The sequence below is a fragment of the Terrabacter sp. Root181 genome (assembly GCF_001428505.1).
Lineage (GTDB): Bacteria > Actinomycetota > Actinomycetes > Actinomycetales > Dermatophilaceae > Terrabacter.
In genome coordinates, this window is sequence record NZ_LMHU01000009.1 from 224512 (window position 1) to 249865 (window position 25354).

Annotated in this window: 22 protein-coding genes; 7 read left to right on the plus strand and 15 right to left on the minus strand. The window is 72.3% G+C overall.

The genetic code is table 11. The features are described from left to right. Window positions 1–88: 88 nt before the first annotated feature. From ASD90_RS19290 to ftsH, 5 genes are read right to left on the minus strand one after another with little or no spacing between them, the layout of a single operon-like run. Window positions 89–568 carry a DUF3180 domain-containing protein gene (locus tag ASD90_RS19290; protein WP_056760012.1) on the minus strand — a complete coding sequence of 160 codons (480 nt, stop codon included), beginning with the start codon at window positions 566–568 and terminating at the stop codon, window positions 89–91. Then, complete coding sequence (folK, locus tag ASD90_RS19295) at window positions 565–1452, minus strand: 2-amino-4-hydroxy-6-hydroxymethyldihydropteridine diphosphokinase (protein ID WP_056760014.1); 888 nt, start codon at window positions 1450–1452, stop codon at window positions 565–567. The genes ASD90_RS19290 and folK overlap by 4 nt, the downstream gene beginning before the upstream one ends. Further along, window positions 1452–2342, minus strand: coding sequence for a dihydropteroate synthase (gene folP, locus ASD90_RS19300; RefSeq protein ID WP_056760301.1), 891 nt, complete (start codon window positions 2340–2342; stop codon window positions 1452–1454). The genes folK and folP overlap by 1 nt, the downstream gene beginning before the upstream one ends. Before the next feature lie 46 nt (window positions 2343–2388). Then, window positions 2389–2961, minus strand: a complete 573-nt coding sequence (folE, locus tag ASD90_RS19305; RefSeq protein ID WP_056760016.1) for a GTP cyclohydrolase I FolE — start codon at window positions 2959–2961, stop codon at window positions 2389–2391. A gap of 2 nt (window positions 2962–2963) precedes the next feature. Continuing rightward, window positions 2964–5069, minus strand: coding sequence for an ATP-dependent zinc metalloprotease FtsH (ftsH, locus tag ASD90_RS19310; RefSeq protein ID WP_056760018.1), 2106 nt, complete (start codon window positions 5067–5069; stop codon window positions 2964–2966). 347 nt (window positions 5070–5416) lie between these two features. On the opposite strand from ftsH, the gene ASD90_RS24770 reads away from it, so the two are divergent. Then, on the plus strand, window positions 5417–7597 hold the full coding sequence (locus ASD90_RS24770; RefSeq protein WP_056760020.1) for a translation factor GTPase family protein: 2181 nt from the start codon (window positions 5417–5419) through the stop codon (window positions 7595–7597). A 100-nt stretch (window positions 7598–7697) separates the two neighbouring features. Here the strand turns inward: ASD90_RS24770 and ASD90_RS19320 are convergent, their stop codons facing one another. The 5 genes from ASD90_RS19320 to ASD90_RS19340 all read right to left on the minus strand — a co-directional run bounded on the left by ASD90_RS19320 (window position 7698) and on the right by ASD90_RS19340 (window position 13107). Continuing rightward, window positions 7698–8522 carry a DUF1028 domain-containing protein gene (locus ASD90_RS19320; RefSeq protein ID WP_056760024.1) on the minus strand — a complete coding sequence of 275 codons (825 nt, stop codon included), beginning with the start codon at window positions 8520–8522 and terminating at the stop codon, window positions 7698–7700. Between the two features lie 15 nt (window positions 8523–8537). Next, complete coding sequence (hpt, locus tag ASD90_RS19325; protein WP_056760026.1) at window positions 8538–9089, minus strand: hypoxanthine phosphoribosyltransferase; 552 nt, start codon at window positions 9087–9089, stop codon at window positions 8538–8540. Between the two features lie 166 nt (window positions 9090–9255). Beyond that, window positions 9256–10254: a tRNA lysidine(34) synthetase TilS gene (gene tilS, locus ASD90_RS19330; protein WP_056760027.1), complete on the minus strand. Its 999-nt coding sequence runs from the start codon at window positions 10252–10254 to the stop codon at window positions 9256–9258. A 21-nt stretch (window positions 10255–10275) separates the two neighbouring features. Further along, window positions 10276–11382, minus strand: a complete 1107-nt coding sequence (locus ASD90_RS19335) for a zinc-dependent metalloprotease (RefSeq protein WP_056760029.1) — start codon at window positions 11380–11382, stop codon at window positions 10276–10278. Window positions 11383–11505: 123 nt separating this feature from the next. Further along, complete coding sequence (locus ASD90_RS19340) at window positions 11506–13107, minus strand: D-alanyl-D-alanine carboxypeptidase/D-alanyl-D-alanine-endopeptidase (RefSeq protein ID WP_056760030.1); 1602 nt, start codon at window positions 13105–13107, stop codon at window positions 11506–11508. Between the two features lie 146 nt (window positions 13108–13253). Here ASD90_RS19340 and ASD90_RS19345 point away from each other — a divergent pair, with 146 nt between their 5' ends. Then, window positions 13254–13772: an inorganic diphosphatase gene (locus ASD90_RS19345; RefSeq protein WP_056760033.1), complete on the plus strand. Its 519-nt coding sequence runs from the start codon at window positions 13254–13256 to the stop codon at window positions 13770–13772. A 240-nt stretch (window positions 13773–14012) separates the two neighbouring features. Here the strand turns inward: ASD90_RS19345 and ASD90_RS19350 are convergent, their stop codons facing one another. Both ASD90_RS19350 and ASD90_RS19355 read right to left on the minus strand, forming a co-directional pair. Next, window positions 14013–15521, minus strand: coding sequence for an MFS transporter (locus ASD90_RS19350; protein ID WP_082588871.1), 1509 nt, complete (start codon window positions 15519–15521; stop codon window positions 14013–14015). An 8-nt stretch (window positions 15522–15529) separates the two neighbouring features. Next, window positions 15530–15793: a hypothetical protein gene (locus ASD90_RS19355; RefSeq protein ID WP_056760035.1), complete on the minus strand. Its 264-nt coding sequence runs from the start codon at window positions 15791–15793 to the stop codon at window positions 15530–15532. A 230-nt stretch (window positions 15794–16023) separates the two neighbouring features. On the opposite strand from ASD90_RS19355, the gene ASD90_RS19360 reads away from it, so the two are divergent. The 4 genes from ASD90_RS19360 to ASD90_RS19375 all read left to right on the plus strand — a co-directional run bounded on the left by ASD90_RS19360 (window position 16024) and on the right by ASD90_RS19375 (window position 19293). Beyond that, window positions 16024–16572 carry a TetR/AcrR family transcriptional regulator gene (locus ASD90_RS19360; protein WP_056760037.1) on the plus strand — a complete coding sequence of 183 codons (549 nt, stop codon included), beginning with the start codon at window positions 16024–16026 and terminating at the stop codon, window positions 16570–16572. Window positions 16573–16589: 17 nt separating this feature from the next. Further along, a complete protein-coding gene (locus tag ASD90_RS19365) occupies window positions 16590–17516 on the plus strand; it encodes an LLM class F420-dependent oxidoreductase (RefSeq protein WP_056760039.1) in 927 nt (308 codons plus the stop codon). Between the two features lie 92 nt (window positions 17517–17608). After that, window positions 17609–18070 carry a MarR family winged helix-turn-helix transcriptional regulator gene (locus ASD90_RS19370; protein ID WP_056760041.1) on the plus strand — a complete coding sequence of 154 codons (462 nt, stop codon included), beginning with the start codon at window positions 17609–17611 and terminating at the stop codon, window positions 18068–18070. Further along, window positions 18067–19293 (plus strand): MFS transporter, encoded by a 1227-nt coding sequence (locus ASD90_RS19375; RefSeq protein WP_082588872.1) that lies wholly within the window; start codon window positions 18067–18069, stop codon window positions 19291–19293. The genes ASD90_RS19370 and ASD90_RS19375 overlap by 4 nt, the downstream gene beginning before the upstream one ends. Window positions 19294–19387: 94 nt before the next feature. On the opposite strand, the gene ASD90_RS19380 is transcribed toward ASD90_RS19375, so the two are convergent. The 3 genes from ASD90_RS19380 to ASD90_RS19390 all read right to left on the minus strand — a co-directional run bounded on the left by ASD90_RS19380 (window position 19388) and on the right by ASD90_RS19390 (window position 22654). Then, the gene (locus ASD90_RS19380; protein WP_056760043.1) at window positions 19388–19753 is read right to left on the minus strand and encodes an MmcQ/YjbR family DNA-binding protein; all 366 of its coding nucleotides are present in this window, start codon (window positions 19751–19753) and stop codon (window positions 19388–19390) included. 104 nt (window positions 19754–19857) lie between these two features. Further along, entirely contained in the window at window positions 19858–21189 is a 1332-nt protein-coding gene (locus tag ASD90_RS19385; RefSeq protein ID WP_056760045.1) for a nitrate/nitrite transporter, read from the minus strand. A 16-nt stretch (window positions 21190–21205) separates the two neighbouring features. Next, entirely contained in the window at window positions 21206–22654 is a 1449-nt protein-coding gene (locus tag ASD90_RS19390; protein ID WP_056760047.1) for an NAD-dependent malic enzyme, read from the minus strand. A gap of 172 nt (window positions 22655–22826) precedes the next feature. Here ASD90_RS19390 and ASD90_RS19395 point away from each other — a divergent pair, with 172 nt between their 5' ends. Beyond that, a complete protein-coding gene (locus ASD90_RS19395; RefSeq protein ID WP_056760305.1) occupies window positions 22827–25295 on the plus strand; it encodes an HAD-IC family P-type ATPase in 2469 nt (822 codons plus the stop codon). Window positions 25296–25354: the final 59 nt, after the last annotated feature.

Below are 25354 nucleotides of genomic sequence, written 5' to 3' on the forward strand. Positions count from 1 at the left end.
CCGCCGGATCGTGCTGCATCGGGTGGGGTGATCACCCCACCGGACGCGGCACCATGACGCACATCATCCGGCCGACCATACGCGGCGGTCAGGCCGCTGGCTGGTCCTCGTCCTCGTCGTCGCGCGGCCGCAGGCGGCACCAGTTCTGCACGACCATCCCGGCCACGGCCAGCAGCAGCGCGACGACGGCGTGCAGCACGAACGGCAGGAGGCGCCCGCGCTGGGAGTCGACGTCGGCGTCCGGCAGCAGGACGAGGGTGTTGGCGAGGTACCAGCCGACGAGCACCGAGCCGGTCAGCGCCCCGGCCTGGCCGAGCACCAGCGTGCGGGCGGCTCGCAGGGGTGTGACGGCGGGGTTCGGCGACCCGTCCCGTACCTTGCGCACCTGCCAGCCCGCGAGGACCAGCCCCCCGATGAGGAAGAGCATCGCCGCGGCGCCGACCCAGCCCGGCTCGGGCACGGCGCTGCCGCCGGACATCATCCAGCGCAGCCCGAGCCACGCGACCACCGTCATGGCCAGTCCCGCGAGCACGAGCGTCGTGGCGCGGATGCCGGAGTGTGGAGTCACTGCTGCTCCCATCGGGGACCGGGACGCACGCCCGATCGGTCGAGGTCGGCCAAGAGGTCGACCACCGGGCGTATGCCGTCGCGGCCCTCGGAGACGCGCAGCGTGGCTCGCGGGTCGGCGTCCAGCCAGGGCACGAGGACGAAGGCGCGCTCATGGGCGCGGGGGTGGGGCAGTGTCAGCTCCGGGTCGTCACTGACGACCTCGCGGTATCCACCGGGAAGGCCGTACTGGACGAGGTCGAGGTCGAGGGTCCTGGCGCCCCAGCGAACCTCGCGCGTGCGTCCGTGCAGGGCCTCGATGCGGTGGAGCTCGACGAGCAGGTCGTGCGGGTGCAGCAGCGACCGGCCGGTGACGACGGCGTTGAGGTACTCGGGCTGCTCGGGACCACCGACCGGCTCGGTGGCGACGATGTCGGACACCGACGTCACCGTGAGCCCCGGCAGCGCGGTGAGGGCGGCGACCGCGTCGGCCAGCGTCTGCCCACGGTCGCCGAGATTGGTGCCAAGAGCGATGACGACGTGGGCGGCGTTCCTTCGCTCGACGCGCACCTGGACGTCGGTGAAGGGGTGGCCCACCGGTGCCTCGGGCTTGTGCACGACGACCTCCACCTCCTCGACGAGATCGTGGCGCAGGACGTCGTCGGCGATGACTTCGGCCAGGCGCTCGATGAGGTCGAAGGACGGCCCGGTGATCCGCGCGACGACGTCGTTCGCCACCTCGGCGTAGTTCACGGTGGCCTCGAGTGCGTCCGTGCGCCCCGCGGGCTCGAGGTCGCAGAGCATCATCACGTCGACGAGGAAGGTCTGGCCGTCGCGCTTCTCGACGGCGAGCACGCCGTGGTTGCCGCGGGCCGAGACGCCCTGCAGCACGATCCGGTCGGCCATCAGTCGGGGCCTTCGGTCAGGTCGTCGGGGGCGTGCTCGAGCGCGGCTTGGACGACCGTCAGGGCGCGCACCGTCGAGGCGACGTCGTGGACGCGGACGCACCACAGCCCCGCCATCGCGGCCATGACGGAGGTCGCGGTCGTCTCGACGTCACGCTCGGCGGCGGGCCTCGGCGTGGCGCCCTCGTCGCGCCCGAGACGTCCGAGGAAGGTCTTGCGGGAGGCTCCGAGCAGGATCGGGTGGCCGAGGTCGTGCAGCGCCGGCAGCGCGGCCATCAGGGCCCAGTTGTGGTCGGCGTTCTTGGCGAAGCCGAGCCCCGGGTCGAGGACGAGGTGCTCCTCGTCGATGCCACCCTCCAGCAGGGCGTCGCGACGCTCTGCCAGCTCGCGCAGGACCTCCTCGACGACGTCGTCGTAGACGGCGCGCGACTGCATCCCGGTGCTGTGGCCGCGCCAGTGCATCGCGATGTAGGGCAGCCGCTCGGCGGCCACCCACGGGACCATGTCGGGGTTGGCGAGGCCGCCCGAGACGTCGTTGACGATGGAGGCACCGGCGTCGACGGCGGCACGCGCGACCGTGGCGCGCATCGTGTCGACGGAGACCACGGCGCCGTCGGCGGCAAGGGCGGCCACGACGGGGACGACCCGGCGCAGCTCCTCCTCGACCGACGGGCGTTCGGCGCCGGGACGGGTCGACTCGCCCCCGACGTCGACGATGTCGGCACCGGCCGCGAGCACGTCACGCCCGTGCGTGACGGCCGCGTCATGCTCGAACCACTCCCCGCCGTCGGAGAAGGAGTCGGGCGTGACGTTGACGACCCCCATGACCAGGGTGCGGTCGCGCACGCCGAGCAGGGAGGTCGCGTCGAGGTCGGGGCGGCGCGCGGTCATGGGCGCCATTGTGTCGCGGTCGGTGGTGCGGGTGTCGCGCCGTCGGTCACTTGTTGCCCTCGAGCATGAGCGCCATGGCCTCTGCTCGAGTGGCCGGGTCGCGCAGCTGGCCGCGCACCGCCGAGGTGATGGTGCTCGCGCCGGGCTTGCGAATGCCGCGCATCGACATGCAGAGGTGCTCGGCCTGGATGACGACGATGACGCCGCGCACCGACAGGTGCTCGACGAGCGCGTCGGCGATCTGCGACGTGAGCCGCTCCTGAACCTGCGGACGACGGGCGAACACCTCGACGAGGCGGGCGAGCTTGGACAGTCCGGTGACCCGGCCGTCCTTGTCGGGGATGTAGCCGACGTGGGCGACGCCGTGGAACGGCACGAGATGGTGCTCGCACGTGCTGTAGAGCTCGATGTCGCGGACGATGACGAGCTCCTCGTGGTCGATCGAGAAGGTCCTGCTGAGCACCTCCTCGGCCGTCTGGTCGAGGCCGGCGAAGATCTCGGAGTAGGACCGCGCGACACGCCCAGGCGTGTCGCGCAGTCCCTCGCGATCGGGGTCCTCGCCGATGGCGAGCAGCAACTCGCGGACCGCCGCCTCGGCGCGCGCGTGGTCGACCGCCACGCTCAGCTCTTCTCGCCGGGGTTGACGACCTGGTCGTCCGGCACCTCGATGACCTGCTCGGCGGGGTGCTCCTCGGCGAGGGAGTGCGCGCCGACGGCGGCCGCCTCGTCGATCTTGTCCTCGATCACCTTGTCGGCCGGCACGGGCGGGGGCAGGTAGCCGTTCTGACCGCCCGAGCCGTTCTTCGCGGCGATCTCGGCGGGCGTCAGGACCGGCGGGCGGTCGCCGAGCTGGCGGGTCTGGGACGACAGCCACGTCGGGCGGGCCGGCTGCTTGACGACCGGCTTGAAGAGCTCGGCCAGCTCGTGGACGTTGAGCGTCTCCTTCTCGAGCAGCTCGAGGACGAGGTGGTCGAGAAGGTCGCGGTTGGCGTTGACCGCGGCGTAGGCCTCGTCGTGGGCCGCGTCGATGAGGGAGCGGACCTCCTCGTCGACGATGCGTGCGACCTCCTCGGAGTAGTCGCGCTGGTGGCCCATGTCGCGGCCGAGGAAGACCTCGCCGGTGCTCTGGCCGAGCTTGATGGCGCCGACGCGCTCGGACATGCCGAACTCGGTGACCATCTTGCGGGCCATGCCGGTCGCCTTCTCGATGTCGTTGCTCGCACCCGTCGTCGGCTCGCGGAAGACGATCTCCTCGGCGACGCGGCCACCGAGGGCGTACGCGAGCTGGTCGAGGATCTCGTTGCGGGTCGTGGAGTACTTGTCGTCGAGCGGCATGACCATCGTGTAGCCGAGGGCCCGCCCACGCGGCAGGATCGTCACCTTGGTCACCGGGTCGGTGTGGTTGAGCGACGCGGCGACGAGGGCGTGACCACCCTCGTGGTAGGCCGTGATCTTGCGCTCCTTGGCCGACATGATGCGCGTGCGCTTCTGCGGGCCGGCGATGACGCGGTCGATGGCCTCGTCGAGGGCCTCGTTGTCGATGACCTTCTTGTCACCACGGGCGGTGAGCAGGGCGGCCTCGTTGAGGACGTTGGCGAGGTCGGCGCCGGTGAAGCCCGGCGTGCGGCGGGCGACGGCGAGCAGGTCGACGTCGGCCGTGACCGGCTTGCCCTGGGCGTGGACCTCGAGGATGCGGTGGCGGCCGATCATGTCGGGCGCGTCGACGGCGATCTGGCGGTCGAAGCGGCCCGGCCGCAGCAGCGCGGGGTCGAGGATGTCGGGGCGGTTGGTCGCCGCGATGAGGATGACGTTGGTCTTGACGTCGAAGCCGTCCATCTCGACGAGCAGCTGGTTGAGCGTCTGCTCGCGCTCGTCGTGGCCGCCGCCCATGCCGGCGCCGCGGTGGCGTCCGACGGCGTCGATCTCGTCGACGAAGACGATGGCGGGCGCGTTGGCCTTGGCCTGCTCGAAGAGGTCGCGGACGCGGCTCGCGCCGACACCGACGAACATCTCGACGAAGTCGGAGCCGGAGATCGAGTAGAACGGCACCCCCGCCTCACCCGCGACGGCGCGGGCGAGCAGCGTCTTGCCGGTGCCGGGCTGGCCGTAGAGCAGCACGCCCTTGGGGATCTTGGCGCCGACGGCGAGGAACTTCGCCGGCTCCTGGAGGAACTCCTTGATCTCCTGGAGCTCCTCGATGGCCTCGTCGCACCCGGCGACGTCGGCGAAGGTGACCTTCGGGGTGTCCTTGGTGGCGAGCTTGGCGCGCGACTTGCCGAACTGCATGACGCGGTTGCCGCCGCCCTGCATCTGGCCCATGAGGAACCAGAAGAGGCCGAGGATGATGATGATCGGCAGGATCGAGAAGAGGAGCGAGCCGAACCAGCTGGGCTCGTCGATCTGGTCGTCGACGCCCTTCGTCGGAGGCTTGGTGTTGAGCGCCTCGACGACGTCGGTGCCGCGGGCGTCGACGTAGTAGGCGTAGACCGACTTCGCGTCCTTCACGGTGCCGTCGGGCGAGGTGTAGGGCGTCTTGAGGGTCAGCTCCATCCGCTCGTTGTTGAGCAGCTTGGCCGACTCGACGTTGCCGTCGGTGATCTGCTTCATGGCAGCCGACGTGTCGATCCGGGGCGGGCCGGACTCGGAGAACATCATGCCGAAGACGAGCGCGCTGATGAGGACCAAGATCCACAACAGTGGTGTGCGCAGAATCCGCTTAGCGTCCATGTACGTGCGGGGTCTGTGAGACCCCGGTCCTCCTGCTCGTCCGGTGAGTTTGTCCACCGGCACAACGTCCGGCGGACTACCAGTGTTCCGCATGCGGCGGCCCGGTGACCAACCAGCCCACGCACGGATCGACGCCGTGCCCGGGCCGGCGGCACCACTCGCGTATGCCGTGTGCCGGGTTCCCGGCCCAAAACCGGTTGCCGCACGCTCCCCCACCTTGCTGCACTGGAGCGGTCGACGGTCCCGTCGACGCCAGGCACGGCCGAGGAGAGAGGGCACCGGGATGCGCCGCAGCTTCATGTCACCCGAGCAGGTCACCCACACCCACGCACAGGACATGGAGCACCTTGGACACCCCACCCACCCCACCGGCGCGTCCCGGACGCGCCCTCGGTCTCGGGATCCTCGCCCACGTTGACGCGGGCAAGACGAGCCTGACCGAACGGTTGCTGCTGCACGCCGGCGTCATCGCCGAGCCGGGCAGCGTCGACGACGGCAGCACGCAGACCGACACCCTCGCGCTCGAGCGCGCCCGAGGCATCACGATCAAGGCCGCCGTGGTCTCCTTCGAGCTCGGCCCGGCCGACGACCCCGTCACGGTCAACCTCGTCGACACCCCCGGCCACTCGGACTTCATCGCGGAGGTCGAGCGCTCGCTCGCCGTGCTCGACGGCGCCGTGCTCGTGGTGTCGGCGGTCGAGGGCGTGCAGGCCCAGACCCGGGTGCTCATGCGGGCACTGCGACGCCTGCGCATCCCGACCGTGCTCTTCGTCAACAAGGTCGACCGCTCCGGTGCCCGCACGGACGCGGTGCTGCGGGAGGTCGTCGATCGGCTCGACGTCACGCCCGTGCCCCTCGGCCGGGTCGTCGACGAGGGCACGCGCGGCGCCGCGGTCGTCCCGGACGGCCTCGCGGCCCTGGGCCTGGCGGCACTGGGCCGGGCGGAGCGCGACGGCGGCGACCAGGTCACCGCGGCAGCCCGTGACCGCGTCGTCGAGGCGCTGAGCCGGGTCGACGACCGCCTGCTCGCCGACTGGGTCGAGGCCCCGCACCGCATCGATGGGCGTCGGCTCCGGACCGTCCTCGGCGACCAGACCGTCCGGGGACTCGTGTGCCCCGTGCTGGTCGGTTCGGCGATGACCGGGGTCGGCGTCGAGGACCTCGCCCGGGCCCTGCCGCACCTGCTGCCGACGCCGGCACCCGACCCCGACGCGCCCCTCGCCGGCACCGTCTTCGCGATCCAGCGCGGCGGCTCCGGCGAGAAGGTCGCGCTCGTCAGCGTGACCTCGGGCTCGCTGGCGGTGCGCGACCGGGTGCTCGTCCACGACGGCCGCGCGGACCCGGCGCACCCGGCGGACCCGGGCACACGGCATACGCCCTCCGCCCCCGACGACCGGGGCGAACGCCGCGGCGACGCGCGGTGCCGCGAGGAACGGGTCACCGGCCTGTCGGTGCACGTCCGCGGCGAGGTGGAGCGGGTGCCGCGGGTGCCGGCCGGGCGCATCGCGCGGGTCGTCGGGCTCGAGCGGGCCCGGATCGGCGACCTCGTCGGCGACGTGCGGATCGCCCGTCCCCTCGTCCACGAGTTCTCGCCGCCGACCCTCGAGACGGTGGTCGAGGCCCGCGACCCCGCCGACCGCGCCCGGCTGCACACGGCCCTGACCCACCTCGCGGAGCAGGACCCGCTCATCGACCTGCGCCACGACGAGGTCCGCGGCGAGACCCACGTGTCGCTCTACGGCGAGGTGCAGAAGGAGGTCATCGGTGCGGCCCTCGAGGCCGACTTCGGCGTCGAGGCGACGTTCAGCACGACGACCGTCATCTGCCGCGAGCGGGTCACGGGGTCGGGCGCCGCGTTCGAGGTCATTGACGTGCCACCCAACCCGTTCCTCGCCACGGTCGGGCTGCGCGTCGACCCGGCCCCGTCGGGCTGCGGCGTGCGCTTCGCGCTGGAGGTGGAGCTCGGCTCGATGCCGGCGTCGTTCTTCACGGCTGTCGAGGACACCGTCCACGCGACCCTCGGCCAGGGCCTTCAGGGCTGGCCGGTCACCGACTGCGTCGTCACGATGACGCACTCGGGCTACTGGCCGCGGCAGAGCCACATGCACCAGAAGTTCGACAAGTCGATGTCGAGCACCGCCGGCGACTTCCGCACCCTGACCCCGCTCGTGCTCATGGAGGCGCTGCGCCTCGCGGGCACGGCGGTCGAGGAGCCGGTGCACCGCTTCGACCTCGAGGTGCCGAGCGAGGTGCTCGGCGCGGCCCTGACGATGCTCGGCCACGTGCGGGCGACCCCGCGCGCGACCGCGGTGCTCGGGCCGGTGACGCGGCTGCGGGGCGAGGTGCCCGCCGAGCGGCTGCACGAGCTGCAGCAACGGGTCCCCGGGCTCACGAGCGGCCTCGGCGACCTCGCGTGCAGCTTCGACGGCTACCGGCCCGTCACCGGTCGGCCGCCGGTGCGGTCGCGGACCGACCTCGACCCGCTGCACCGTCGCGAGTACCTCCTCCGCGTCGCCGGCAAGCTCTGACCCACCGCGCCTCCCCCACCGAACGCCGCGTTCGGTGCCGAACTCAGCGTCCTGACTGTGAGTTCGAGATCGAACGCGGCGTTCGGGCGAGCAGGGTGGGTCAGGGGGTGGCGGCGCGGAGGGCCTCGAGGACCCGGCGGTCGATGCCGTCGGGGCTGAGGCGGGCCTCGTAGTTCGCGTTGCCGGCCCAGTCGGCCAGCGCGGTCGCGACATCGGCGTCGGCGAAGCCCTTGGCCGCGAGGAGTGCACGCACCTCGTCGGCGAGCCCACCCTGCAGCGGCGCGACGTCCTCGGGCTTTCCGAAGTACATCTCCCAGTCCGAGAGCAGGCGGCCGAGCTCGGTGACCGGGTCGGCGTGGTCGTCGACGCGCAGGTCGGCGAGCACCCCGCACGCGTCGTAGCCGGAACCCGGCTCGACGGCATACATGGCAGCGCTCTGGCGCCCCCGGGAGTCGCCGCCTGCGGCGTCACCGGCGACGAGCGCCGCGAGCAGCCGCCGCGCCAGCGGCTCCCCGGCGGTGTCGTGCCAGGCGCGCTCCATGGCCGCGACGACCTCGGGCCCGGTCAGGATGTTGCCCTGGATGGCGTATGCCGTGTCGCCGTCGTCGCGCGCGACGCCCCCCGCCCACTCGTTGCACTCCGAGCCCGTGAAGGTGGCGGCCGAGCCGAGCCCGACGACACCGACCTGACGGGTCTCGCGGCCCTCGTCGAGCGCCGTCGCCGCGGCGAGCGCCACGTCGGCCGGCTCACCCGCGGCGAGGCGGTCGAGCAGCTCGTCGAGGTAGGCGACGCGGGCGAACGACTGCGTGGCGACCGCACCCACGCCGAGGCGGGCGGCCGGGACGACAGCACCGACGGCGAGGAACTTGCTCGCGACGGCGATGCCGTGGGCGTCACCCTGGCGGGCGACGATCGAGAAGGTCACCGGTCCCCGCCGCGGTCAGGCGTAGACGTGCGGGGCCAGGGTGCCGACGCACCGGAGGTTGCGGTACTTCTCGGCGTAGTCGAGGCCGTAGCCGACGACGAACTCGTTGGGGATGTCGAAGCCGACGTACTTGACGGGGATGTCGACCTTGACGACGTCGGGCTTGCGCAGCAGCGTGCAGATCTCGACCGACGCCGGCTTGCGCGACTCGAGGTTGGACTTGATCCACGACAGCGTCAGGCCGGAGTCGATGATGTCCTCGACGATGAGCACGTGGCGGCCGCTGATGTCGGTGTCGAGGTCCTTGAGGATCCGGACGACACCCGAGGACTTCGTGCCGGAGCCGTAGGACGAGACCGCCATCCAGTCCATCGGCGCGGTGCCGGGCAGGGCACGCATGAGGTCGGCCATGACGACGACGGCACCCTTGAGGACACCGACGAGGAGGAACTCCTTGCCCTCGTAGTCCTTCCAGATGTCGGCGGCGAGCTCGGAGAGGCGGGTCTGGATCTGCTCCTCGGTGAACAGGACCTTGGCCAGGTCATCTCCCATGTGCTCGTGGTCCACGAAGGCTCCTCAGTGCGATGCGGGGTGGTGCAGGGTCGTGCGGGGCGGGTCCATTCAACCGCACCGGGACGGGCGCCGTCCCCGCCGGGGAGGCGGCCCGGGAAGGGCCGGGAAGGGCCGGGAAGCGCCGGGCGGTACCGGGCGGCACCGGGCGGCGCCGTCGCGCTCACGCGTTGGCGGTCTGGCGCAGGGGGCTGAAGACGATGGCACCACCGGTGCGGGCGACGGCGATGCCGCCGGGCACGTGGAGCGGGCCCTGTCCGTGCCACGACGTCAGGAGCGCGTCGAGCGACTCGACGTGCGCGGCGCTGACGTCGGCGAGCGGTGCGCCCGCCTCGGCGGCCAGCAGCCGCCAGACACGGGTGCGGATCGCCCGGGGCAGCGCGGCGAGCGCGTCGAGGTCGACACCGTCGCCGGCCGGGCCGGTCGGCAGGTCGGCGCGGGCCCGGACGGCCAGGCTCTCGAGGTAGTCGGCGTCCTCGCGCAGCAGGTCGGCGCTGCGCGCGAGCGCCGCGCCGAAGCCGGGGCCCAGGTCGGACTCGAGGGTGGCGAGCAGCCTGCGGGCGCGGACCCGCCGGAACGAGTCGTCGCTGTTGTGGGGGTCGTCCCAGGGGTTGATGCCGTAGGCCGCGCAGGCGGCCAGGGTGGTCGCGCGCGGCAGGCCCAGGAGGGGACGCACGAAGCGATCCCGGCGCACCGGCATACCGCTGAGCGACCGCGCACCCGACCCACGGGACAGGCCGAGCAGCACCTGCTCGGCCTGGTCGTCGCGGGTGTGGCCGATGAGCACCACGGCGGCACCGACGCGGTCGGCGGCCCGCTCGATGGCGGCGTAGCGGGCCGCGCGGGCGTCGGCCTCGAGCCCGGCGCCGCTGGTGCGCACGTCGGCGCGGACGACGTCGACGGGGTCGAGTCCCATCTCGCGGCACACGGCCGCGGCGTCCTCGGCCACCTCGGCGGAGCGCTCCTGCAGACCGTGGTCGACGACGACGGCGCCACCTCGCACGCCGGAGCGCGGCGCCTCGAAGGCGAGCGCGGCTGCGAGCGCCACGGAGTCGGGACCGCCCGAGCAGGCGACGAGGACGACACTGCCCTCGGGCACGTCGGCGAGGTGCTCACGCACCGCGAGGCGGGTGGCGGCGACGGCGGGGTCGGGACCGGGCATCTCTGCGGGACCTCGCATCGCTCAGCCGTGGACCCGACGCACCCAGGCGTCCGGCTCGAGGATCTCGGCGGCGTGCGGGAGGGTCTCGGGCGAGGTCCACACGGCGTTGAAGCCGTCGCGGCCCACCTGGTCGGTGACGGCCCGGACGAAGACGGCGCCGTCGCGGTACTGGCGCATCTTGGCCTCGAGGCCGAGCAGCTTGCGCAGCAGGCGGTCGATGCCGACCGAGCTGTTGCGGCGCTCGTCGAACTTGCGGCGGATCTCGTCGACGCTGGGAATGACCCGCGGGCCGACCGCGTCCATGACGACGTCGGCGTGGCCCTCGAGCAGAGACATGACGGCGGTGAGCTCGGCGATCTGGGCCTTCTGCTCGGGTGTCGCGAAGAGCTGGCCGATGCCCTCGCCGGAGCTGAACACCTCGGGGAGGTTCTTCGTCAGCTGCTCGAACCGCTTGGAGAGGTCCTCCGGGGTGGGCGCGAGGTCGACGGCGAGCGCCTGGGTGCGGGACACCATGTGGTCGCGCAGCCACGGCACGGCCGTGAACTGCACGCGGTGGGTCTCCTCGTGCATGGCGACCCAGCGCCGGAAGTCCGTGGGATCGACCTGGAGGCGCCGCTCGGCCGCGACGATGTTGGGGGCGACGAGCAGCAGGCGCGGCGTGCCACCGGGGGCGAGGTCGTACTGGCCGAGCACCTTGCTCGAGAGGAACGCGAGCAGCCCGCCCATCTCGGCGCCGGTGACCTTGCCACCGATCGCGGCGGCCGTGGCGTTCGTCGACGACTTCTTCGCCGCGTTGAGCTTGTCGACGACGGGGTCGAGCATCGACCTGAACGAGTCGACGTTGGCGCTGATCCAGCCGGCGCGGTCGACGACGAGGGGCGCGGGCGCGTCGGCCGGTGCCGTCAGGGCGCTCGTCTCGGCGACGGGTCCGACGGCGGAGGCGGCGGCCGCGCGCAGGTCGGCGACGATGGCCGCGGCCTCGTCGCTCGAGACCTGGGGGCCGGGGTTGACGATGGCCCGTCCGGTCCGCTTGGCGAACTCGTAGTCGACGGACGCGACCGGTGCCCCACCCCCCGGACGGTCGGGACGGTTGGCGTCCACAGGGGTCGGGAGGGTCGTGTCGGTCATGCCAGCCCTTTCGGTGCCGTGACGGTGTCGACGTCGCGCGAGGTGTCTGGGTGGCCCAGCCGGCCACACGGAGAGGTCACGACCACGGTCGCGCACCAGGACCCCGAGCGGCCCACCGGCCCGTCAGCGGCACCCGCACGAGGCGATCGCCGCTACAAAACGGTCCAACGCCGCTCGCGCGTCGTTGGTTCCCACTCCGGCGACCATACCCACGAAGACGAGGAGCCGACCGTCGTCGTCGACGACGCTCCCGGCCAGGGCGTTGGCCCCGGTCAGGGTGCCGGTCTTGGCGCGTGCGCGGCCCGCCGCGTCGTGGTCGGCCCCGGTGAACCGGTCGGCCAGGGTGCCGGTCAGGCCACCGATCGGCAGGCCGTCGAGAGCACGCCGGAGCACCGCGTGCTTCCCGTCGTAGCCGAGCACGAGCACGTCGGACAGGAGGGAGGCGCGGACGCGGTTCTCGCGGGACAGGCCGCTCGCGTCGGAGAGCGTCACGCCCGTCGTGTCGAGGCCGAGCGCCGCCACCTGCGACACCACCCACGAGCCGACCTCGGCGAAGTCGGTGCCGGCCCCCGAGCGGTAGGCCGCCTGGCGGGAGAGGATCTCGGTCAGCGCGTTGTCGCTGTCGGTGAGGGCGAGGGCGAGCTGCTCGCGCACGGGCGCGGACTCGACGCTGCCGAGGACGGAGCCGGGACCGCTCGCCGGCACCGTCGGTGTGGCAGCCGGGGTCGTCGGCGCCTGCGCGCCTGCCGTGGACGTGCCGCCTTCGGAGAGGGTCGCACCGTCGGACGGCGTCGCCGACGGCGCACCGGTGCCGGCGGGCGTCGGCATGGGCGAGCCGGGGACCCCCGGAGCCTGACCGCGCGCGGCGAGCGTCACGTCGACCCCGCGCGCCTCGAGCTGCCGGGCGAAGGCCGCGCGGGTGGAGGCGACGGGGTCGGCCGGGCCGGGCGACCCGCCGTGAGCCCGCTGGGTCGACAGCCCGAGCATCGCCACGGCGCCGGTGATGCCGGAGCTGCGGAATGTCGGGGCCCACGTCGGAGCCGTCGTCGGCCCGGCGGCATACGTCTCGTCGACGTAGAGCCTGACGCTGCCGGTGCCCCGGGCCTTGAGGGCCGAGGCCACCTGGTCGGCGAGGTCGCGCAGGCCGGCACGGCCCGCGACCGCGTCGGGGTCGCCCTTGCCCGGGTTGAGCAGGGAGTCGCCGCCGGCGACGAGGACGATCTGGTCGGGCTCGTCACCCTCGCGGACGACGGTGCGCAGCGTCTCGTCGGGAGCGAAGGTCTGGCCGACGGCCGCCGCCGAGAGCAGCTTCGTCGTCGAGGCCGGGATGCGCAGCTCGTCGCCGCCCTGGTCGAGCAGCACCTCGCCGGTCTGCCCGTCGCGCACGACGAGGGCCGAGTCGCCCAGCGCCGGCAGGGCCCGCACCGAGGCGAGTGCCTGCTCGATGCCCGCCGCCGACGGGGCGGCGGTGTCGCCGGCCAGCGACGGCAACGGCGGGGCGACGGAGGTCGCCATGGTGGGCTGCGGGACCGAGGGCAGCGTCCGCGTCGCGATCGTCTCGGTGGGCGGGGGCGGCGGCAGGGGCTGCACCGTCAGCGCACCGGGCGCCGCATCGGCGACGTCGAGGACGGCATACCCGAGCAGCACGGCGACGGCCGACCACACGGCAGCCATGCCGTAGGTGAGGCGGGGACCGCGTCGACCCGGCTGCGTCTCGTGCGCCATCGCGCGTCTCCCCCCGTCCGATCGTCCGTCGCTGTTTCGCGCAAGGACCGTCCTTGCTGCCACACTGTCGCGGACGATTCTGTCAGCCGCCGGCGAGTGCTTCGGCACCCGAGCCGCCACCCGAAGACCGTGAAGAAGGGGAAGACGTGGAGTTCGACGTCACCATCGAGATCCCGCGCGGACAGCGCAACAAGTACGAGGTCGACCACGAGACCGGTCGGATCCGCCTCGACCGCTACCTCTTCACGCCCATGGCCTACCCCGCCGACTACGGCTACATCGAGGATTCGCTCGGCGAGGACGGCGACCCCCTGGACGCCCTCGTGCTGCTGCCCGAGCCGCTCTTCCCCGGCGTCGTCGTCGAGGCCCGCCCGATCGGCGTCTTCCACATGACCGACGAGGCGGGCGGTGACGACAAGGTGCTGTGCGTGCCCGTCGACCCGCGCAACGTCGACATCAAGGACATCGGCGACGTCAACGAGTTCACGCTCAAGGAGATCCAGCACTTCTTCGAGCGCTACAAGGACCTCGAGCCAGGCAAGCACGTCGAGGGCTCCGACTGGGGCAACCGCGAGGCCGCCGAGAAGATCATCAGCGAGGCCATCGAGCGCGCCAAGGAGCAGGGCGTCTCGACGGCCCGCTGGGCGATGCCACAGGGGCACTGAGCCTCCCGCAACACCTGCCCGCAAGCGTCCGTATGCCGTGTGCCTGGCCCCCGCCACCCGTCCGGGTCGCGGGGGTCAGCCGTCTCCGGCGGCGGTGCGGCCTCAGGGCGGGGCTTGCAGGTGAGATGCGCGATGGACCGGCGTGCGGTGGGGTGATCACCCCACCGGACGCCGGTCCATCTGCTGTTCGATCTGCTGTTCGATCTGCCGGAGCCAGATCCGGTCAGCCGCCAGGTGCGCTCACTGGGCCTCGGCGCCGTCCGCGGTCGCGACGGCGACGGTCTCGCGGGTCGGCTCGACCGGTGCCACCACGCGTGCGGGGCGGGGCCGGAGCACGAACGCCGCGACGAGCAGCGCCACGAGGGTGAAGGCCGCCGACGTGAGGAACGCCGGCTCGACGCCCGGAACGAACTGGCCGGGAACCGCCTGCGAGGCGTAGACGCTGACGATGGCCGCGAGGCCCACGGCGCCACCGAGCTGCTGCGCGGTCTGGAGCAGGCCCGACACGGTGCCGGCCTGGGCGCGGTCGACGCCGCCGAGGACGACGACCGTGACCGGCATGAAGACGAGCGCGGCCGAGACGCCGTTGAGCACCAGTGCGCCGAGGAGGTGGGCGGCATACGTGCTCGTCGTCGACATCGTGCTCAGCCACACGAAGCTCGCCGTGAGGCCCAGCGTGCCCACGAGGAGCATCGGCCGCGGACCGACCTTCGCGACGAGGCGAGCGCTGACCCGAGAGGTCGCGAAGATCGCGAGGCTGAGCGGGAGGAACGCGGCGCCGGTGGCGACCGGGCTGAAGCCGAGGACGCGCTGGAGGTACTGCGTCACGAGGAAGAACGTCGAGAACTGCGCGCCGACGACGAGCGCCATGAGCACGAGCGCGCCACCGCGGGTGCGGTTGCGGACGAGCGCGAGCGGCAGCAGCGGGTGGCTGACCCGACCTTCGGTGCGCACGAAGAGCGCGATCAGGAGCGCGCCGACGACGAACGAGCCGATCGTCACGGGCGAGGCCCAGCCGCGGTCGGCGGCGCTGATGAAGCCGTGCACGACCGAGACGGACCCGAGGGTGGCGGTGATCGCGCCGACCACGTCGAAGCGGCCACGGATCCTCGGCGTCTCGGTCACGTAGCGGCGCGCGAGGACGAGCACGACGGCCCCGATCGGGACGTTGACGAAGAGCGTCCAGTGCCAGCTGACGTAGTCGGTGAGGATGCCACCGAGGAGCAGGCCGATGGACGCGCCGGCGGACGACACGGCCGTGAAGAGCGCGAGCCCGCGGTTGCGCGCGGCCTCGTTCGGGGCGCTCGTCGTGACGAGCGCGAGGACGCTCGGTGCGGCGAACGCGGCGCCGACGCCCTGGAGGGTGCGCGCGGCGATGAGCCACGCGGGGGACGTGGCGAGGCCACCGAGCAGGCTCGCGACGGTGAAGATCGCCAGGCCGATCTCGAAGATGCGCAGCCGCCCGAAGACGTCGCCGAGGCGCCCGCCCAGGAGCAGCAGCCCGCCGAAGGCGAGGGTGTACGCGTTGAGCACCCAGGACAGGCCCGCGGGCGTGAACCCGAGGTCGGCCTGGATGTGCGGGAGCGCGACGTTCACGACGGTGGCGTCGAGCACGAGCATGAGCTGGGCGACGAGGACGACGCCGAGCCCGATGGTGCCGCGGCGGGCGGCCCGGGCGGCCCGCTCGTTGCTCTGCGCCGGTGACGCCGGCTGTCGGGTGGTGGGTGACGCGGTGGTGCTGGTCGACATCTCTGACCTCAGGATTCGTGGTACGGGGACGGGTGGCGCGAGCTCTCGTCGGTGAGCGGGTCACGAGCCATGGGAGTGAAGGAGGTGGCGCGGGCGCGGCGGACACGGCCGCCGTCGGTCGCGGCGCCCTGCGTGCCGTGCGTGCCCTCGGTGCCGTGTGTGCCGTGCGTGCCGTGCGTGCCACGGGGGACGAGGGGGGCACGGTGCGTCGTGGCGAGGTGCGACAGGTGGACGCGGCGGGCCTGTCGGGTGGGCTGGATCGTGGTGGTCATGGGTGCCGGACTCCTCTGTGACGACGATCGGCGCTACGATTAGCGGAGAACCACTCCGGTTCTGCCTGACCCACAATACGGAGACTGTCTCCGTTTTAGCAAGGAGATTCCTCGTGAAGCCTGCCGAAGCTGGCAGCGCGACGCTCGAACCGTCGCCGGGATCTGTTGCCACCCAAGGGGATTCGGCTGACGGACCGGCTCAGGAGGGCCCCGAGAAATTGCCTCGCCCGATGCGCGCCGACGCCAGGCGCAACTACGACAAGATCCTTGCGACCGCCCGCATCGTCTTCACCGAGCGCGGCACCGACTCCTCGCTCGACGAGATCGCCAAGCGGGCCGGGGTCGGCCCGGGCACGCTCTACCGCCACTTCCCCACCCGCGAGGCCCTCGTCGACGCCCTCATGCAGGACTGGACCGACCGCGTGTCCGCCGACGCCGACGCGGCGATCGCCACCGGCCTGCCTGCCCGCGAGATGCTGCTGGGCTGGTTCGAGCACTTCATCGACCACATCACCCTGCACCGCGGTGCGGCGAGCAAGATCTGCGCCGCCATGGACGACCCCGCGTCGCCGATGTACCGCAAGTGCCGCGTCATGGGCGACGCCAACCGCCGCGTCATCGACCACCTCGACGAGAGCGGCGACCTGCGCCCCGGCGTCGACGCCGCCAACGTCATGCGTCTCGTCAGCGGTGTCGCGAGCGTCGCCGACACGAGCCACGCCGACCTCGACGTCCGGCCCATGCTCGAGGTCGTCGTCGACGGGATTGTTCGCGCCTGACCCGTGGTTGCAGGGGCATGACCGTCGACCTGCGCATCTTCACCGAGCCCCAACAGGGCGCCACCTACGACGACCTCCTCGCCGTGGCCCGTGCCGCCGAGGCGCTCGGCTTCAGCGGCTTCTTCCGCTCCGACCACTACCTCGCCATGGGCGGCGACGGCGGGGCCGGCCCGACCGACGCCTGGACGACGCTCGCCGGCCTGGCGCGTGAGACGTCGACGATCCGGCTCGGCACGCTCGTCACCTCCGCGACCTTCCGCCTCCCCGGACCGCTCGCCATCCAGGTCGCCGGCGTCGACCGGATGAGCGGTGGACGTGTCGAGCTGGGACTCGGCGCCGGGTGGTTCGAGGCCGAGCACACGGCATACGGCATCCCCTTCCCGCCGCTCGGCGAGCGCTTCGACCGACTCGAGGAGCAGCTCGCGGTCATCACCGGACTCTGGGCTACCGAGCCCGGGAAGACGTTCAGCCACAACGGAACCCACTATCCCGTCGTCGACTCCCCCGCCCTCGCCAAGCCCACCCAGGACGGTGGCGTGCCGATCATCATCGGCGGCGGTGGGAAGCGCCGCACGCCCGCGCTGGCCGCGAGGTATGCCGCCGAGTTCAACGCGCCGTTCATGTCGGCCACCGAGGCCGGCCGGCTCTTCGAGCGGGTACGCGCGGTGGCGCGCGATGCGGGTCGGGAGCCCGGAGCACTCACGTGCTCCGCGGCCCAGGTCGTCTGCGTCGGTCGGGACGAGGCGACCTTGCGGCGGCGTGCCGACGCCATCGGGCGTGACCTCGACGAGCTGCGCGCGAACGGCCTGGCCGGCTCGCCCGACGAGGTCGCGACGAAGATCGCGACGTTCGAGGCCGCCGGCGCCCAGCGCCTCTACCTCCAGGTCCTCGACCTCACCGACCTCGACCACCTCGCCGACATCGCGGACGCCGCCCTCGAGTGAGCGCCCCGCCGCCACACGAGTGAGCGCCCCACCCCACCTGTCACACGAGGGCCGGCTTGATATGCATAGGTTGTCTATGTAAATTGGCGCGAGTGACCGAACCGACCACCCTGGGCAACGACCTGCTGCGCTCGGCCGCGCGACTCTCGCGCTGGGCCAGCCGGCACGCGTCGTTCGACGTGCCCTTCGCGCAGGCCCGGCTGCTCGCCCTGCTGGACGAGCTGGGCCCCTCCCGCGTCAGCGCCCTGGCGGCCGCCGATCACAGCAGCCAGCCGACGATCACCACCCAGCTCCAGCGCCTCGCGGCGTCGGGATGGGTGCGCCGCGCGTCCGACCCCGACGACGCGCGCGCCACGGTGATCTCCCTCACCGACGAGGGCCACGCCGCGCTCGAGAGCGTGCGCCGAGCCCGACTGGCCGTCCTGTCCCCCGCCCTCGACCAGCTCGACGGACCCGCGCTCGAGCGGGTCCGGGTCGCCATCGACGTCATGGACGAGCTGCTCGCCGCCGCGGCGGACGACCCTGCCCCGCACCCCACCCGAAAGGACGGATGACCACCACCATGTGGCGCCAACCCAAGACCGTCTGGTCGATCGCCTTCGCCTGCGTGATCTCCTTCATGGGCATCGGCCTCGTCGACCCCATCCTCAAGCCGATCGCCGACGAGCTCGGTGCGGGCCCCTCGCAGGTCTCGCTCCTCTTCACGAGCTACCTCGCCGTCATGGGCATCGCGATGCTCGGCACCGGCTGGGTGAGCAGCCGCGTCGGCGCGAAGCGCACCCTGCTGCTCGGGCTGGCGCTCATCATCGTCGGCGCAGGCCTCGCCGGCAGCCAGGACACCGTGGGCGGCATCGTCGCCTTCCGCGCCCTGTGGGGCCTCGGCAACGCGCTCTTCATCGCGACGGCCCTGGCGACGATCGTCAACGCCGCCGCGGGCTCGGTGAAGCAGGCGATCATCCTCTACGAGGCCGCCCTCGGTGTCGGCATCGCCACCGGCCCGCTGCTCGGCGGCTGGCTCGGCGGCATCTCGTGGCGCTGGCCGTTCTACGGCGTGGCGGTCCTCATGGCCGTCGCCTTCGTCGCGACCCTGACGACCCTCCCGAAGACCCCGCCGGCCGAGAACCCGACCTCGATCACCGCGCCGCTGCGCGCCCTGGGACACCGAGGCCTGCTCACCGTGGGCATCACGGCACTGCTCTACAACTTCGGCTTCTTCACGCTGCTCGCCTTCACGCCGTTCCCGCTCGCGATGGGCGCCCACGAGATCGGTTTCATCTTCTTCGGCTGGGGCGTCCTGCTCGCCATCACGTCGGTCTTCGCGGCCCCGGTGATCCAGCGTCGCTTCGGCACGCTCGCCGGCATCGTCGGCGCCCTGCTCGGCTTCGCGGTCATCCTCGCCGCGATGGCGATCTGGACGGACGACAAGACGGTCCTCGTCGTCGGCGTCATCGTCTCCGGGGCCTTCCTGGGTGTGAACAACACCCTCATCACCGAGACGGTCATGAAGGTCTCCCCCGCCCCGCGCGGGGTCGCGTCGGCGGCGTACTCCTTCGTCCGCTTCAGCGGTGGTGCCGTGGCACCGTGGCTCGCGGGCAACCTCGGCGAGAAGTCGATCCACCTGCCCTTCTGGGTCGGCTCGGTCGCCGTCGTGCTCGCCGTCCTCGTGCTCCTCACGGCTCGCCGGATCATCAGCGCGCTCGACGAGGCGCCGGGGCACGGCGCCGAGGAGGTCACGTCGCGCACCGAGGCCGAGGCCCTCACCGTCGGCGACGCCTGACCGACCCCGACTCCCTCACCGAACGCGCCGTTCGGTGTCGAACTCACTGGTAGAACGCTGAGCTCGACACCGAACGCCGCGTTCGCGCGTCAGGTCAGCGGAGGAGGTCGTCGAGGCCGGTGGTGCCGCGCCGGCGGCGGCCGCCGCGGATGTCGTAGGACTCGAGGAGCAGCTCGGCCAGCTCACTACGGTCGAGGCGGTCGAGCCGCGCCCACATCGTGACGCGGTAGCGGAACGTGTCGATGCGCACGAACGTGTCGCGCCGGTCGGCGAGCGCCGGCTCGGTGTCCATCTCGCCCGTCCACACCTGGACGAGCTCGCGCCCGTCGTCGTCCCACCGCAGACGAGCGAAGGTATGCCGTCCGGCGTGCCAGGCGGGAGACCCCTCGTGGGCGACCCCGGCCTCGGCGCCGGGCAGCCGCCCGGCCAGCTCGTCCACGTCGGCCCACGTCGTCGCCATCGCGCCTCCCTCCCGAGCAGGCTAGACCTGACCCGGCCCCAGGTGGCCTCTCGACGGGTCCGCACCGACAGGACGTGGCCTCTCGACGGTTGGGGGGCGGGGGGTCAGTGGAAGGTGACGGACCGGCCGGCCTGCATGGCGGCGTACGCGGCGGGGTCGGCCTCGAGGGCTGCGCGCCGGGCCTTGTGGCGGTAGCGCAGGATCTGCACGATCCCGAGCGCCCACACGGGGTACTGCACCGTCATCGCGGCCCGGAACGAGTCGACGTCCCACGTCGACGGGCCGCCCGGCGCCACCCGGTCGAGCACGACACCGACGAGCGCGACCGCGGTCAGCGTCGCGATGAACCCACCGGTGTTGACGATGCCCGAGGCGCTGCCGATGCGGGTCGGCGGGTTGAAGGTGCGGGCCAGGTCGAAGCCGATCATCGAGCCGGGTCCGCCGATGGCGATGAGCACGACGAGGACGACGAGCATCCACAGCGGCGCCCGCCCCGGCCAGAGCAGCACGAGCGTCCACGCGGCGATCGCTGCGGCCACGATCCACAGCACGAGGGTGCTGCGCGAGAAGGGGTAGCGCATCGTCAACGTGCCGATGACAGGGCTGGAGACGACCGTCGTGACCACCATGACCATGAGCATGATGCTGGCCGTGGACGACGAGAGCCCTTGTCCGGCAACGAGGAACGGGAACCCCCACAGCATCGTGAACATGTTGGCGGCGAACTGCGACGTGAAGTGCGACCACAGCCCGAGCCGGGTGCCCGGCACGAGCCACGCCGCGCGGAGGGTGCGCGCGATCGCCCGCAGCTTCAGCTCGTCCCGGTGGTGGTCGACGTAGGGGCTGTCCTTGACGACGACGACGAGCGCGACCCCGGTGAGCGCGCCGACGGAGGCCGCGGCGGCATACGACGGGGTCCACCCGAAGTGGTGGAGCGCGGCCGCGAGCGGTCCGGCCGCGACGAGCGCCCCGAGCTGCCCGAGCACGCCGGTCAGCTGCGTCACCATCGGCGTGCGCCGCGGCGAGAACCACAGCGCGACGAGACGCAGCACCGAGATGAAGACCATGGCGTCGCCCATGCCGAGCAGCACGCGGCACAGCAGGGCCGCAGGGAAGGACTCGACGAACGCGAAGCCGAACTGCGCGACGGTGAGCAGCGTCAGGCCGACCCCGAGCATCCGCTTGCTGCCGTAGCGGTCGAGCAGCCCCCCGACGGGCAGCTGCATCGCCGCGTAGACGAAGACCTGGAGGATCGTGAAGGTCGACAGCTGCGAGCTGCTGATGCCGAAGCGCTCGGCGGCCTCGAGCCCGGCGACACCCAGGGAGGTGCGGTGGAAGACGGCGAGGACGTAGACCGAGATGGCCGCCGCCCACACCGCCCACGCCCGGTGGCCGTCGAGCGGGTAGCGCTGCCCGGGATGGGTCGAGCTCGTCATCCGGTGTGTCGGCTCCTCAGTTGGCGCCGGTCATCGGGATGCTCTTCGCGGGGGCCTTGGGCACGCAGTCGACGATCGCCTTGGCGACGGTCTTGCTCATGTCGGGCTGGAAGACGCTCGGGATGATGTAGTTCGGGTTGAGCTGCTCGTCGGTGACGACGGACGCGATGGCGTCAGCCGCCTTGATGAGCATCTCGGTCGTGACGTCGGTCGCACGCGCGTCGAGCAGTCCGCGGAACACGCCGGGGAACGCGAGGACGTTGTTGATCTGGTTCGGGTAGTCGCTGCGGCCCGAGGCCACGACCGTCGCGCGCTGCGTCGCCTCGTAGATGTCGACCTCGGGGTCGGGGTTGGCGAGCGCGAAGACGATGCGCTGGTCGGCCATCTCGTTGATCCACTCGGGCGCGAGGATGTGCGGTGCACTGACGCCGATGAAGACGTCGGCGCCCTGGAGGCCGTCGCGCAGGGTGCCGGTGAGGCCGCGGGGGTTGGTCTTCTCGGCGAGGTCGCGCCACGCCGGTGTCAGCGACTCGTCGTCCCGGTTGAGCAGGCCGGGGCGGTCAGAGACGGTGACGTCGATGGCGCCGGCAGCCAGCAGCAGCTGGACGATCGCCGAACCGGCTGCACCGCCGCCGGAGACGACGATGCGGGCGTCGGGCAGCTTCTTGTCGATGCAGCGCAGGGCGTTCTTCAGCGCGGCGAGCACGACGATGGCCGTGCCGTGTTGGTCGTCGTGGAAGACCGGGATCGAGAGGCGCTCGCGCAGCTTGGCCTCGATCTCGAAGCAGCGGGGCGCGGCGATGTCCTCGAGGTTGATGCCGCCGAAGCCGGGTGCGATGAGCTCGACGGTGCGCACGATCTCGTCGACGTCGGTGGTGTCGATGCAGATCGGCCACGCGTCGATGTCGGCGAACCGCTTGAAGAGCGCGGCCTTGCCCTCCATGACGGGCAGCGCCGCCATCGGGCCGATGTTGCCGAGCCCGAGCACCGCCGAGCCGTCCGTGACGACGGCGACCGAGTTGCCCTTGATCGTCAGCTTCGGGACGTCCTCCGGGTGGTCGGCGAGGGCCTGGCTCACGCGACCGACGCCGGGCGTGTAGGCCATGGCGAGGTCCTGGCGGTTGCGCAGGTTGACCTTGGACTCGACGGAGATCTTGCCGCCGAGGTGCAGCAGGAAGACACGGTCGGAGACCCGGTGGACGTGGACGCCCTCGAGGGTCTCGACGGCCTCCACGACCTCGGTCGAGTGCTCGGCGTTGCTCGCGGAGCAGGTGAGGTCGATGACGAGGCGGTCGGGGTGCGAGTCGACGATGTCGAGCGCCGTCGTGATGCCGCCGCTCTCGGCGACCTTGACCGCGAGGGCCCCGATGACCGCCGGGTCGGTGCCGGCGTGGATCCGCATCGTGATCGAGTAGGAGGCGGTGGTGGCGCGGGCACGTTGGATCGACTCAGTCACGCGCCCCATCGTCCCACGACCTGGACGAGGCCCCGGACCTCGTCCGAAGACCGATCAGTAACCTTTGTCCGCCACCGGCCACCGCGGGCGTATGCCGTCCCGCCGCCTCCCGCTCGACGCCACCGAGCGTTCGCCCGCGTTCCGCCACGGAGGCCAGCACCCGGCATACGACAATGGGCCGGTGACGACACCCGGGGCGACGGAGGGCACGAGGCAGCGGGCGACCCTGACCCGGCCCGACGGGCTGACCGGCGCCGAGGTGGCCGAGCGCGTCTCGCGCGGCGCCGTCAACCGGCTGACCGAGCGGACGTCGCGCTCCATCGGCGAGATCGTGCGCGCCAACGTGCTGACGCGCTTCAACGCGATCCTCGGCGCGCTCTTCGTCCTCGTCATGGTGACGGGGTCGTTCGCCGACGGACTCTTCGGGATCGTCCTCGTCGTCAACTCCGCCATCGGCATCGTGCAGGAGTACCTCGCCAAGCGGAAGCTCGACCGGTTGGCCCTGCTCAACGCCCCGACGACGCGCGTCGTGCGCGACGGCGAGGTGCGCGTCGTACCGACGACCGACGTCGTGCAGGACGACCTCATCGAGCTGCGCACCGGCGACGAGGTCCCCGCCGACGGCACGCTCATCGCGAGCGCCGGTCTCGAGCTCAACGAGGCGAACCTCACCGGCGAGTCCGACCCCGTGCCGCACGGCGAGGGCGACGACATCATGTCGGGTACGAGCGTCGTCGCAGGGTCGGGCCGCTACCACGCGAGCCAGGTCGGGGCCGACGCCTACGTCAACCGGATCGCTGCCGACGCACGGAAGTTCACGCGCACGCGCTCGGAGATCCAGGACTCGATCAACACCCTGCTGACCTACATCACGTGGGTCATCGTCGGCGCCCTGCCGATCGCGATCTGGTCGCAGTGGCAGACCGTCGGCGACCAGGGCTGGCGCGAGGTCGTCATCCGGTCGGCGGCGGGCGTCGTCGGCCTCGTGCCCGAGGGCCTCGTGCTCCTCACGTCGGTGGCCTTCCTCCTGTCGGCCGTGCAGCTGACCCGTCGCAACGTCCTCGTGCAGCAGCTCCCGGCCGTCGAGGGCCTGGCCCGCGTCGACGTCGTGTGCCTCGACAAGACGGGGACGCTGACCGCAGGCGAGATCGTGTTCGAGCACGCGCACCCCCTCGACGGGCAGGATGCCGACGAGATCCGTTGCGCCCTGGGCGCGCTCGCCGACGACCCGAACGCCAACGGCACCCTGACGGCGGTCGGCGCGGTCGTCGCACCGCCGGGGTGGGAGCGCACGCAGACGATCCCGTTCAGCTCCTCGCGCAAGTGGAGCGCGGCCTGCTTCGCGGAGCACTCGACGTGGGTGCTCGGTGCGCCCGAGGTGCTGCTCGCCGCCGACCCGCAGCCGTCCCCCCCGGCGGTGATCGAGGCGATCCGGGCGCAGGTGGCCGAGCTCGCCGACTCCGGACGCCGGGTCGTGCTGCTCGCCCGCAGCGAGGAGCACCTCACCGAGGCGACGCTGCCGGCCGACCTCACCCCGGCCGCCCTCGTGACGCTCACCGAGCAGGTGCGCCCGGACGCGCGGGAGACGCTCGCCTACTTCGCCGCGCAGGACGTCGCCATCAAGGTCGTCTCGGGCGACAACCCCGTGACCGTCGCCGCCGTCGCCCGCACCGTCGGGCTCGACGTCGGCGAGCCGGTCGACGCCCGCACGCTCCCGGACGACCAGGACGCGCTGCGTCAGGCCCTCGCCACGCACACGGTCTTCGGACGCGTCACCCCCGAGCAGAAGCGCGCCTTCGTCCACGCCCTGCAGGCGGACGGCCACGTCGTCGCGATGACCGGCGACGGCGTCAACGACGCGCTCGCCCTCAAGGACGCCGACATCGGGGTCGCCATGGGCAACGGCGCGCAGGCCACCAAGGCCGTCGCCGAGCTCGTCCTGCTCGACGGGCGGTTCTCGCACCTGCCCGACGTGCTCGCCGAAGGGCGCCGCGTCATCGGCAACGTCGAGCGGGTCGCCAACCTCTTCGTCGCCAAGAACGCGATGAGCCTCGTCGCGATCCTCGCCGCCGCGCTGACCGCCGTGCCCTTCCCGTTCCTGCCGCGGCACCTGACGCTCGTGTCGGCCGTGACGATCGGCATCCCGGCGTTCTTCCTCGCGCTCGGGCCCAACAAGCGCCGCTACCTCGCCGGCTTCCTCGGGCGCATCCTGCGCTTCGCCGTGCCGTCGGGCGCCGTCGCGGGCCTCGCCGTCATCACCTCCTACCTGCTCGCCGGCAGCCGCTACGGCGTGCCGCCCGATGAGTTCGCGACCCGCTGCGCCGTCGACGCGGGGGCCAAGACCGTCGCCGACGTCGCGTGCTGGCAGCCCGGCAGCGGCGCGACGATCACACTGCTCACCGTCTTCTTCTGGATCCTCGTCGTCCTCTCACGCCCCTTCCGGCTCTGGAAGGCCGCCCTCGTCGCCACCATGGTCGGGCTCGCGACGACGGCCTTCCTCTGGCCGTTCGCCGCCCAGTTCTTCAACCTCGACGCACCCCTCCCGCTCGTGTGGCAGTCGCTCGCGGTCGGGGCAGTGGGCGCCGCCCTCGTCGAGGCGATCTACCGGCTCTCGCCCTCGGTCCGCGGCGCCCACCACCTCCGCGACTGACGATGCCTGACGACGCCTGACGACGCTGGACGACACGTGACGACACGTGACGACACGGA